The sequence below is a fragment of the Halalkalibacter okhensis genome (genome assembly GCF_000787375.1).
GTDB lineage: Bacteria > Bacillota > Bacilli > Bacillales > Bacillaceae_D > Halalkalibacter > Halalkalibacter okhensis.
Genome location: NZ_JRJU01000069.1, coordinates 1 through 11,312, shown reverse-complemented (window position 1 = coordinate 11,312; position 11,312 = coordinate 1). Strand labels below are relative to the sequence as shown.

The 11,312-nt window shown below is 42.8% G+C and carries 9 protein-coding genes; 8 read left to right on the top strand and 1 reads right to left on the bottom strand.

The window, feature by feature from the left end; genetic code table 11:
• Positions 1–794 precede the first annotated feature (794 nt).
• Positions 795–1,346, top strand: coding sequence for a ribosome hibernation-promoting factor, HPF/YfiA family (gene hpf, locus LQ50_RS23615; protein ID WP_034634122.1), 552 nt, complete (start codon positions 795–797; stop codon positions 1,344–1,346).
• A gap of 51 nt (positions 1,347–1,397) precedes the next feature.
• Here the strand turns inward: hpf and LQ50_RS23610 are convergent, their stop codons facing one another.
• Entirely contained in the window at positions 1,398–2,051 is a 654-nt protein-coding gene (locus tag LQ50_RS23610; protein WP_034634121.1) for a glycoside hydrolase domain-containing protein, read from the bottom strand.
• 212 nt (positions 2,052–2,263) lie between these two features.
• Between LQ50_RS23610 and secA the strand changes: the two genes are divergently transcribed.
• The 7 genes from secA to LQ50_RS23575 all read left to right on the top strand — a co-directional run bounded on the left by secA (position 2,264) and on the right by LQ50_RS23575 (position 11,274).
• Positions 2,264–4,774 carry a preprotein translocase subunit SecA gene (gene secA, locus LQ50_RS23605; RefSeq protein WP_034634117.1) on the top strand — a complete coding sequence of 837 codons (2,511 nt, stop codon included), beginning with the start codon at positions 2,264–2,266 and terminating at the stop codon, positions 4,772–4,774.
• Between the two features lie 65 nt (positions 4,775–4,839).
• Positions 4,840–5,944 (top strand): peptide chain release factor 2 gene (gene prfB / locus LQ50_RS23600; protein WP_152608284.1). Its coding sequence is split into 2 segments (ribosomal slippage): positions 4,840–4,911 and positions 4,913–5,944, totalling 1,104 coding nucleotides; the frame shifts between segments, so codons are not numbered across the junction.
• Positions 5,945–6,743: 799 nt separating this feature from the next.
• Positions 6,744–7,613: a YitT family protein gene (locus LQ50_RS23595; RefSeq protein ID WP_034634124.1), complete on the top strand. Its 870-nt coding sequence runs from the start codon at positions 6,744–6,746 to the stop codon at positions 7,611–7,613.
• Between the two features lie 71 nt (positions 7,614–7,684).
• Complete coding sequence (locus LQ50_RS23590) at positions 7,685–8,044, top strand: c-type cytochrome (protein WP_034634114.1); 360 nt, start codon at positions 7,685–7,687, stop codon at positions 8,042–8,044.
• Between the two features lie 246 nt (positions 8,045–8,290).
• Entirely contained in the window at positions 8,291–8,977 is a 687-nt protein-coding gene (gene ftsE, locus LQ50_RS23585; RefSeq protein WP_034634112.1) for a cell division ATP-binding protein FtsE, read from the top strand.
• On the top strand, positions 8,967–9,860 hold the full coding sequence (ftsX, locus tag LQ50_RS23580) for a permease-like cell division protein FtsX (protein ID WP_034634111.1): 894 nt from the start codon (positions 8,967–8,969) through the stop codon (positions 9,858–9,860). Before ftsE ends, ftsX begins: the two co-directional genes overlap by 11 nt.
• An 82-nt stretch (positions 9,861–9,942) precedes the next feature.
• Positions 9,943–11,274 (top strand): murein hydrolase activator EnvC family protein, encoded by a 1,332-nt coding sequence (locus LQ50_RS23575; protein WP_034634109.1) that lies wholly within the window; start codon positions 9,943–9,945, stop codon positions 11,272–11,274.
• The last annotated feature ends 38 nt before the right edge of the window (positions 11,275–11,312 follow it).

Sequence of the window (11,312 nt, the reverse complement as noted above, 5' to 3'; positions counted from 1 at the left end):
GAGCCACCGCCAAGTGTTCGCACAGTTAATGTGACAGGAAGGCTTTACTTTTTCTCAATTAAACAGTTGAGCGGAACCGCCGTTATGTTTTAAGTCTTTTGTAGCGCTCTTCTCAAAAGGCGCACGGCGAGAGAAGCCACCGCCAAGTGTTCGCATGTTGGGGGAGAAGGGCTACTTTATTTTAATTAAAGGCCGCTAGCAATGTTTTGAGCATAACGGAGCCACCGCTGATCATCGCGCTGTTAAGAAGAAGGCACACCTTAACTCTTCCTAAAATATAGAAGCAACGAAAAAGAATTGTCTCATGAGTATAGATTAAGTGTTTTTTTAAAAGGGCTTTGTTGAAGTGATTGGAGTTCAATCTTTTCTCCGTTAATAAGAGCTTAGAGAATGCGACAGCCTTTTAATGATAGATGGTGGTAGCGAGAAGCGCCTCATGGGAGTTTTTCGTAAAGATTGCTGCTATTAAATAGATTTCTCTTAGTGAAATGGAGCGGAAGTCACTCGGCACCTCCTTGCGGGTGCGAGTGGCTGGAGCGCAATGGAACGAACATGAGAAGAACACGTAACCCATAAAAAAAACCAAGTATTGCGAAAACAACCTTTTTAAATCACCACTCCCTCAATTTCCACCACAAAAAACAGAAAAATAGTACTGAATCAAAGACATGCTTCATAAAATAGAAACGACATCAATGTAACAAAAGTGACACAATTTTTAATTATTTTGATGTTTAAGCAGGACTTTCAATGGGGTAAATAGAAATAAGTACATAGAAAAGGAGGAGTTATTTATGAACTATAATATCCGTGGTGAAAACCTGGAAGTAACGCCAGCTTTACGTGACTATGTACAAAAGAAGGTCAATAAACTGGAGCGTTATTTTGATACTACTCCCGTAGCAGATGTCAATGTTCGTATGCAAGTATTGAACAATCAGCATATCATTGAGATCACAATTCCGATGCCACAGCTCTTACTAAGGGGAGAAGAAGTGCATACGGATATGTATGCAGCGATCGATGGTGTCGTTGAAAAATTAGAGCGTCAAATTCGTAAGCACAAAACGAAAGTAAATCGCAAGTTTCGCCAAGAGGGAAGCTTGAAATATATGTTTAAAAATGATTTAGAACCACTTGAACAAGAGGCTCCAATTACGGATGAGCTAGAGGTGGTAAGGAAAAAACGGTTTAACTTAAAGCCGATGGACGCGGAAGAAGCGATTTTACAGATGGACATGCTTGGTCATAATTTCTTTGTTTTCTCCGATGCGGTAAACGGTTCAACGAATGTTGTTTACAAGCGTCGCGATGGCAAATATGGATTGATTGAGCCAGAAGCTTAATTTATAAGAAAAGGGGGGAGTGCAGCGTGGCTGGGCTTCCCCTTTTTGTTTTTAAGCTAATTCTCGATAAAGGCGGTTTTCCATTAAAACGGTATCAATAGGGCATTCATCTGCATCGCGGCCATATTGCCATGCCCACACGTTTGCTTCACAGTCAGGTCGGCTCGGTGTGAATTGGCGCGGAGCATTTCGTTTGGTTGTCGTTCCAGGCTCTGGTTCTGCACTCCAGATCACAGCTTGCTCACGAACAAGGTTGCTCATATTTGTGGCTTGGCAATACGCCTCGTTAAATGGGCCTTCATCGGGGTCTGCATAAATACCTGGACGGTAAGGACTATTGTAGAAGGCCTCCACCCATGCGACGATCCACTCAGAATCGACCTCAAAAAAACGTTCGACATTGGCAAAAATGAAGGTGCCTTCAGGAATGCCGAGCTGCCTTGATTTGAAAATCGCATTTCTTGCCGCAACAGCACCAGCACGGGATCCAACAGCTGCTTGAAAATTATTATAGATGGGCATTAGTTTTATTCCTTGGTTTTGAATGTAGCGATATTCGTCAGGAGTCAGCCCTTCACTAACATTTGGAATCGTAGATAAGTAACGTCCCCAAAAGTCGGGTCGACCGAAGTTATCGATAACACATTGATGCAACTCTTCAGTTACGGCAGCAGCGGAGTCTACTCCCCAGTTTAAATTTCGCATAAAATCCCTCCTCAGTAGTACTCTATGCGGCAAGTGCGGAGAGAGCGACTTCTGTCTTTTCAAAAAATGAACTTTTTCTACATTCTTTTCGAACATCATCACTAAGGGTGTCCCTTGTAAGACCATGTGTTACCTGATAAAATTAATCTTAGTGAAAATGCGTCATGCTCGTATTTAAATTGGACGAGCTGAAAAAAGAGAGGGCGAATTTGATGTTAGGTCTATTGAAAAAAGTGATCGGTGATCCGAGTCAACGACAATTGAAGAAAAATGAGAAGCTCGTTGACCAAATTGAAGCATTAGCATCAGATATGAAGAAGTTAACTGATGATGGTCTTCGTAATAAAACTAGTGAATTTAAAGAACGTTACCAAAAAGGTGAAAAACTTGATGATCTTTTAGTTGAGGCTTTTGCGGTCGTTCGTGAGGCGTCAACTCGAGTATTAAACATGACTCCATATCCTGTTCAGCTTCTTGGGGCGATTGCGCTTCACCAAGGAAACATTGCTGAAATGAAAACAGGGGAAGGGAAAACACTCGTTGGTACGATTGCCGTTTACTTGAACGCACTAACAGAGAAAGGCGTTCACATTGTAACGGTCAATGAATACCTTGCCCGCCGTGACTGTGAAATCATGGGGGAATTGTTTGAATTTCTTGGCTTAACTGTGGGCCTAAATGCAAATGATCTTTCAAAGGAAGAAAAGCGTGAAGCTTACTTAGCAGACGTCACATATAGCACGAACAATGAATTGGGCTTTGATTACTTACGTGACAACATGGTGTTATACAAAGAGCAAATGGTTCAACGCCCTCTTAATTTTGCCCTCGTCGATGAGGTCGATTCGATCTTAGTCGATGAAGCGCGTACACCATTAATTATTTCTGGTTCGGTTGAGCGTTCAACTCAGCTTTATCAGCAAGCCAACTCGTTTATCCGTATTCTGAAAAAAGAAGAGGATTATACGTTTGATGAAAAAACAAAAAATGTGCAGCTAACTGAAGATGGGGTTAACAAAGCAGAGCGTGCGTTTGGCATCGACAATTTGTATGACTCTAAGCATGTTCAGTTAAACCACCACTTAAACCAATCGCTAAAAGCTCACGTTGTGATGCATCGTGATACAGACTATGTCGTGGAAGAAGGTGAAGTGGTCATCGTCGACCAATTTACCGGTCGTTTAATGAAAGGTCGTCGCTATAGCGATGGGTTGCATCAAGCGATTGAGGCGAAGGAAGGCATGCAGATTCAAAAAGAAAGCATGACGCTTGCTTCTATTACATTCCAAAACTACTTCCGTAAGTATCAAAAGCTTGCTGGGATGACAGGTACAGCAAAAACGGAAGAAGAAGAATTCCGTAACATTTATGGAATGGACGTTATGGTGATCCCGACGAATAAACCAATTGCACGTGAGGATAAGCCTGACTTAATTTTTAAAACGATGGAAGCTAAATTCCGTGCGGTTGTCAATGAAATTGAAGAGCTGTACAAAAAGGAACAGCCTGTTCTTGTCGGTACGGTGAGTGTGGAAACATCAGAGCTTGTCTCGAAAATGTTAACAAAGCGCAAAGTTCCTCATCATGTGTTAAATGCGAAAAACCATGAAAAAGAGGCAGAAATCATTGAAAATGCGGGTCATAAAGGGGCGGTTACGATCGCAACAAACATGGCTGGTCGTGGTACCGACATTAAGCTCGGGCCTGGTGTACTTGAACTTGGTGGCTTGCATGTTCTAGGTACAGAGCGCCATGAATCTCGTCGGATTGATAACCAGCTTCGTGGTCGTTCTGGTCGTCAAGGGGACCCTGGTTCAACTCAATTTTATTTGTCGATGGAAGATGAGCTGATGCGCCGCTTCGGTTCCGATAACATGAGAAACATGATGGAGCGTCTTGGGATGGAGGAAGATCAACCAATCGAGAGTAAGCTTGTATCCCGTGCGGTAGAAACAGCTCAGAAGCGAGTGGAAGGAAACAACTTTGATGCTCGTAAGCAAATCCTTCAGTATGATGATGTTATGCGTGAGCAACGTGAAATCATTTATAAGCAGCGTATGGAAGTACTTGAATCAGAAAACCTTCGTGAAATCGTTGAAAAAATGATCAAGTCTGTCATCGAACGGACCGTACAACTGCACACACCAGAAAGCGAAGTTCCAGAGGATTGGGATCTTTCTGCGATTGTTAATTACATGAAGGCGAATCTTCTAAATGAAGATGACTTAACGGAGAAAGAACTAAAAGGGAAAGACCCTGAAGAAATGATTGAGTTGATCGTTGAAAAAGTGACGACCAACTACAATGAAAAAGAGGAGCAATTCACTCCAGATCATATGCGTGAGTTCGAGAAGGTCATAATGCTTCGTACGGTTGACCGGAAGTGGATGAACCATATCGATCAAATGGATCAGCTTCGCCAAGGAATTCATTTACGTGCATATGGACAAAATGACCCTCTTCGTGAGTACCGCTTTGAAGGCTTCGAAATGTTTGAGGCGATGGTTGATTCCATTGAAGAAGAAGTGGCGATGTATATTATGAAGGCGCAAGTTCAACAAAACTTGCAGCGTGAAGAAGTCGCTCAAGGAAAAGCGATGCAACAAAGTGATAAAGAAGAACCGAAAAAGAAAAAACCAGTCCGCAAAGGCGTTACCGTTGGTCGTAACGATCCTTGTACTTGTGGAAGTGGGAAAAAATACAAAGCCTGCTGTGGCAGATAAAAAAGGAAAGAAGCGGAGGTGCAGAGTCCCTATTGAGACTTTGCACTTCGCTATGAGGTGAGAAGATGGAATTAGTAGAAGTGAAGCAAGAGCTTTCTCAAGTGGCAAAGCGATTAACTGAATTTAGGGGGTCTCTTTGACCTCGATGAGAAGCAAGAGCGTATTGCAGAACTAGACGAAAAGATGACCGATCCAGATTTCTGGAATGATCAAGATGCAGCTCAAGTTGTTATTAATGAAGCGAATGCGCTAAAAGAACAAGTAAACACGTTCCTTGAACTAAATGGTCAATTTGAGGACTTAGAAGTATCATACGATTTGGTGAAAGAAGAGCCAGATGCGGATTTGCAAAAAGAATTAGAAGATGGCGTGAAATCATTGTCTCAAGCAATGAACGACTTTGAGCTTCAACTATTGTTGAGTGAGCCATATGACAAAAACAATGCGATTTTGGAACTTCACCCAGGAGCAGGTGGAACCGAGTCACAAGACTGGGCGTCGATGCTTTTACGTATGTATACACGCTGGGCCGAACGGAAGGATTTCAAAGTCGAAACGATGGATTACTTGCCTGGAGATGAAGCTGGTGTTAAGAGTGTGACGCTTCTTATTAAAGGTCATAATGCGTACGGCTACTTAAAAGCAGAAAAAGGGGTTCACCGTTTAGTGCGGATTTCTCCTTTTGATTCATCTGGCCGCCGCCATACATCGTTTGTATCTTGTGAGATCATGCCTGAGTTAGATGACAGTGTTGAGATTGATATCTCTCCAGAGGATCTAAAAGTCGATACGTACCGTGCAAGCGGAGCAGGTGGTCAGCATATTAACACGACAGATTCTGCTGTTCGTATTACACACTTGCCGACAAATACAGTTGTTACGTGCCAAACCGAGCGTTCGCAAATTAAAAACCGTGAGCGTGCGATGAAAATGATGAACGCAAAGCTCTATCAATTAAAGATTGAAGAGCAGCAAGCAGAGTTAGCGGAAATTCGCGGTGAGCAAAAGGAAATTGGCTGGGGAAGCCAAATCCGCTCCTATGTATTCCACCCATACAGCATGGTTAAAGACCATCGCACCGGACATGAAATTGGAAACACAAACGCCGTGATGGACGGAGATTTAGACGGATTTATTGATGCATATTTGCGTCAGTCGTTAGGGAAGTAGAGGCTATTGTAAAGTAGCGCATATAAAAGGAAAGCGAGCACAAAATCGAAATGGATTTTGTGCTCGCTTTTTTGTATGAGTGGGTGCAGGAGTGGAAGCTGGAGCAGAAGGGGAAAGTAGGTGCTAGAAGAGATGGAGAGAGGAAAAAGTAGAGAGCAAGAGGAGGGAGATGGACCCCGAAAAAACGGAGAGCGGAAAAAGTAGAGAGCAAGAGGAGGGAGATGGACCCCGAAAAAGCGGAGAGAGGAAAAAGTAGGGAGCCAGAAGAGGGAGATGGACCCCGAAAAAGGGGAGAAGGGAAAAAGTAGGGAACCAGAAGAGGGAGGTGGAACCCGAAAAAGGGGAGAAGGGAAAAAGTAGGGAACCAGAAGAGGGAGGTGGACCCCGAAAAAGTGGAGACCGGAAAAGTGGGGAACCAGAAGAGGGAGATGGACCCCGAAAAAGCGGAGAGAGGAAAAAGTAGGGAACCAGAAGCAGGAACCCGAAAAGGAGGAGCCCGTGAAAAGTAGGGAACCAGAAGAGAGAGCAGGAACCCGAAAAGACGAAGACCGGAAAAAGTAGGGAACCAGAAGAGATGGCAGGACCCCAAAAAGATGAGCCTAGAAAAATAGAGAACCAGAAGAGAGAGCTGGAACCAAAACGAATAGACCCATCTCATTTCCCTCCATTCCATCGGCCACACCACTCCCTTTACCACTCTAATGCATTAGCGAGATCTCATTTACTTATTTGGCACCTGGTGCTATACTACGCAAGGATTATTTGGATATTCTAAGGAATGAAGGAGTGAATTATGATGATGCGACCGAAAAGAGGGCAACAGCCGCCGAGTACGAAGGTGCAATTATTGACGGATTATACATATATCTTGGTTGGTGCTGCGTTTGTGGCGATTGCGTTTAACCTTTTTTTACTTCCGAACAAAATAGCGTCAGGTGGTGTGAGCGGGATCAGTACGATCGTCGCTCATATGATTGGAATTGAGCCAGCTTTTACACAATGGGCTTTGAACATTCCATTATTTATTTTAGGAATCTTGCTTTTGGGCGGACTAAAATACGGGATCAAAACGTTAGTAGGTACGCTATTTTTGCCATTTGTCGTTTATTTTACGCGAGATTGGTCGGTTGGTTTTGAAGATGCACTATTAGGGGCGTTGTTTGGTGGGATTGGTGTCGGAATTGGAATTGGTCTTGTATTCCGAGCAAGAGCAAGTACAGGAGGAACGGACCTTGCTGCTCAAATTATTCAGAAGTATACAGGGTTAACGTTAGGAGCAGCTGTCTTTATTATTGATGGCTTAATAGTGATTACGTCTGCATTCACATTTGGAATCGAACTGGCTCTGTATGCACTGATTAGTTTGTATGTTACTGGTAAAACCGTCGACATGGTTCAAGTGGGTGTTGGGTATGCGAAAGTGGCGCTCATTATTTCGAATCACCAGGAGGAAGTTCGCCAAAGTTTATTAAGAGATGTGGATCGTGGTGTAACGAAGCTAAGTGGTTATGGTGGTTATACGGATGAAGAACGTGATGTATTGATGTGTGTGGTGAATCAAACCGAGGTCACAAAATTGAAACAAGTAGTGAAAACCGTTGATCCAAAAGCTTTTGTCGTTGTTACGAATGCAACAGAGGTTCTTGGGGAAGGCTTTAAACGAGCCTAGAGGTAATTCTAGGTATATAATTCCATTGGAGGAAACTCCAAAAAGTTACATAGGGAAAGGGGGTACCTATTATGAAAAAGATATTATTAGCACTTGGTGTCGTTGTTGCGCTTTCTGCCTGTGGTGGAGGAGACGAAGCAGCACCGGCAGACGAAGCTGCGCCAGTGGAAGATCCGGCGGCTACTGATGAAGCGGGTGAAGAAACAGCTGGTGAATATGATGCAGATGCAGCACGTGCATCGTATGAAGCGAACTGCCTTGCTTGTCATGGTGGAAACCTTGAAGGTGGAGGCGGTCCGAGATTAGCTGGAGAAGAGCATGATCCGGAGCACGTTTACGATGTCATTATCAATGGACAAAACACGATGCCAGCGATCAATATTCCAGCTGAAGAGGCGGAAAATTTAGCGCAGTGGATTTCTGCTCAATAAGTAGAAATGAGCCCATTCTCCTAGAAGAATGGGTTTTTTTAGTGGAAATAACAATAACTTTACGCAAAGTGAAATGAAATTGTAACATAAAAGTCCAACCCTTTTTATTTTATAGGTGTTATAATGATGTAGATTACGACAAATGACGCGAAATTTTTTGGAATTTCAACAGGATTATTTGTCGGACAAGCTAGTATCCTGTGTCTTGGTGTTAGCAAAATGAACACGCAGGGGTGTGATTAATTAGTGATAGAAATGAAGGACGTATGGAAGGCCTATCCCAATAACATGAAGGCAATTAATGGGATTTCAATACGCATTGAAAAAGGTGAGTTTGTGTACGTTGTCGGGCCAAGTGGAGCGGGGAAATCAACCTTTATTAAGTTGATGTACCGTGAAGAAAAACCGACAAAAGGTGACATTGTCATAGATAATATAAATTTAGCAAAGCTAAAGGAAAAAGCCATTCCAAAACTAAGACGAAAGATGGGGGTTGTATTCCAAGACTTCAAACTGCTTCCAACTCTAACAGTCTTTGAAAATGTGGCTTTTGCTCTTGAAGTGATAGAAGAAAATCCAAACGTTATAAAGCGAAAAGTGATGGACGTTTTGGAAATTGTTAATTTAAAAAACAAAGCTAGATCTTTACCAGATGAACTTTCAGGTGGGGAGCAGCAGCGCGTTGCGATTGCAAGAGCGGTTGTGAACAGTCCTGAAGTTTTAATTGCTGATGAACCGACAGGAAATTTAGACCCGGATACAGCTTGGGAAATTATGGACATTTTAGATGATATTAATCATCGCGGAACAACCGTCATCATGGCAACACATAACAAAGACATCGTGAACACGATCAAAAAACGAGTGATTGCTATTGAAAGTGGACGAGTGGTCCGAGATGAAGCAAGGGGGAGCTACGGCTATGAGGCTTAGAACCCTTGGACGCCACATTCGCGAAGGGACAAAGAATTTAGGACGTAACGGATGGATGACGTTTGCTTCTATTAGTGCAGTGGCCGTCATGCTGCTTGTTGTCGGAGTCTTTCTTTTGTTAATTATGAATGTCAACAACGTCGCTTCAACGATTGAAGATGATGTAGAGATTAAAGTATATGTCGAATTAACAGCGACAGAAGAACAACAGCAAGAGCTGCTTGAAGAAATGGAGCAGCTGCCTAATATTGATAGCATTACATTTGTTGGTAAGGAAGAAGGATTAAATCAGTTAATCGATAGTTTAGACGAAAGTGGAGAAGTATTTGAATCGATTCGTGAAGAAAATCCACTGAATGATGCGTTTGTTGTACGTGCAATCAATCCACAGTTAACAGAGCAAGTAGCAAGTACGATTGAACCGCTTGCTCATGTTGAGCGTGTAAATTTTGGACAAGGTTTTATTGAACGTTTATTTGCTGTAACGGATTTTGTAAGAATGGTTGGACTGATTCTCGTTGTCGGAATGATGTTCACTGCGATGTTTTTAATTGCCAATACTATTAAATTAACAATTGTAGCGAGAAAACGAGAGATTCAAATTATGAAACTCGTAGGAGCGACAAATGGTTTCATTCGTTGGCCATTTTTTGTTGAAGGAATGCTCCTAGGTGTCGTCGGATCATTGATTCCGATTTTAATAACCGTATTCGGCTACTCGTATTTAGTAACGAACTACGGAGCTCGAATTGAAATTCTCTTCTTCTCACTCGTACCTCCATTTCCATATGTATGGCAAATCGCTGGATTCTTACTATTGATTGGTGCCTTTATCGGAATATGGGGCAGTATGATGTCCGTACGTAAGTTTTTAAAAGTGTAAATAACAGGCTGAACCAGTGAGGCGTGATGTTTCACTGGCTTTCAGACCGTTTCGATTGAAGATATTAAGGGGGAGCGTTTGAATGAAAAGGAAAGTAGGACTAATAACTGTTGCTGTTCTATTAACAGTTGGGTCTTTTGGATGGGGCCCATTTAACGAAACAGCATCGGCAAACTCAGAACTACGTAACAAAATTTCAGATGTGGAACAAGAACGCGCAGAAAATCAAGCAGAGGCTCAAAAGACACAAGCAGAACTAAATAAGCTTGAACAGGAAAAAAAGGAACTGACGGATGAAATTCAACGTATTGATCACGAAGTAGCGGAAACGAACCAAAAGGTGCGAGAAAAACGCGCTGAAATAGATGAAGTTACAGAAGCGATCGAAAAATTAAAAGAAGAAATTGCGATTTTAGAGGAGCGTATCGCTGAGCGTGATGAGTTATTAAAAGAGCGTGCGCGTTCGATGTATCAATCAGGCGGGCAAGTCAATTACATAGAAGTCATTCTTGGTGCCCAAAGCTTCAGTGATTTCTTAGATCGTGTAAGTGCCTTAACGGTAATTGCTCAACAAGACCGAAATATTCTTGATGCTCATATTGCTGACCACTATGCGTTAGAGGAAGCAAAAGAACAAGTAGAGATTGAACTTGAAAAGTTAGAAGGCCACTTGGCAGAGTTAGAAACATTAATGGCTGATTTAGAAGCACAACGCCAGCAAAAAGATCAAGTTATGTCACAGCTAGAACAAAAAGAAGGCGAACTTCATTCAGACCTTGGCGCGTTAGAAGATGAGGCAGGGATTCTTCGTGCGCAAGAACAAGCATTAAAGCAAGAGCTAGCGGAATTTGAAGCAGCTGAAAAGCGTAAACAAGAAGAGGCAGCAGCGGCTCAAGCACAAGCGTCAAGAAGCGGTTCAGGTGGATCATCTGGAGGTAGTTCATCAGGTGGATCGTCAGGCGGATCATCGCAAGTGCATAATGCACCACCGGTTACGAACTCAGGCTTCATGCGCCCAGCAACAGGAACGATTACGTCTACTTATGGTCCACGGGCATCATTTGGAGGACGCATGCACTACGGAATTGATATTGGTAAAAATGGTCGTTCCGGTGATGTACCAGTTGTAGCTGTACAAGATGGAACGGTTGTACGTTCGTACTATTCATCTAGTTATGGAAATACCGTAATTATCGCTCACCAAGTAAATGGACAACTTGTAACCACATTATATGCCCACTTAGAAAACCGTGAAGTTTCCAACGGTCAGCGTGTGTCAAAAGGACAACGCTTAGGGTTAATGGGGAATACAGGGCAATCATTTGGAGCACACCTTCACTTTGAAGTACATGAAGGCGGTTGGAACGGTGCGAAATCAAATGCAGTCGACCCATTACGTTATATACCACGTTAATTCAATATTGAAACATGAAGAGGATGACTTAGTCATCC

Excerpts from the sequence above, each read along its gene's own strand:
- hpf (WP_034634122.1), top strand. The coding sequence starts at position 795 with ATGAACTATAATATCCGTGGTGAAAACCTGGAAGTAACGCCAGCTTTA.
- LQ50_RS23610 (WP_034634121.1), bottom strand. The coding sequence starts at position 2,051 with ATGCGAAATTTAAACTGGGGAGTAGACTCCGCTGCTGCCGTAACTGAA.
- LQ50_RS23590 (WP_034634114.1), top strand. The coding sequence starts at position 7,685 with ATGAAAAAGATATTATTAGCACTTGGTGTCGTTGTTGCGCTTTCTGCC.
- secA (WP_034634117.1), top strand. The coding sequence starts at position 2,264 with ATGTTAGGTCTATTGAAAAAAGTGATCGGTGATCCGAGTCAACGACAA.
- LQ50_RS23575 (WP_034634109.1), top strand. The coding sequence starts at position 9,943 with ATGAAAAGGAAAGTAGGACTAATAACTGTTGCTGTTCTATTAACAGTT.
- ftsX (WP_034634111.1), top strand. The coding sequence starts at position 8,967 with ATGAGGCTTAGAACCCTTGGACGCCACATTCGCGAAGGGACAAAGAAT.
- LQ50_RS23595 (WP_034634124.1), top strand. The coding sequence starts at position 6,744 with ATGCGACCGAAAAGAGGGCAACAGCCGCCGAGTACGAAGGTGCAATTA.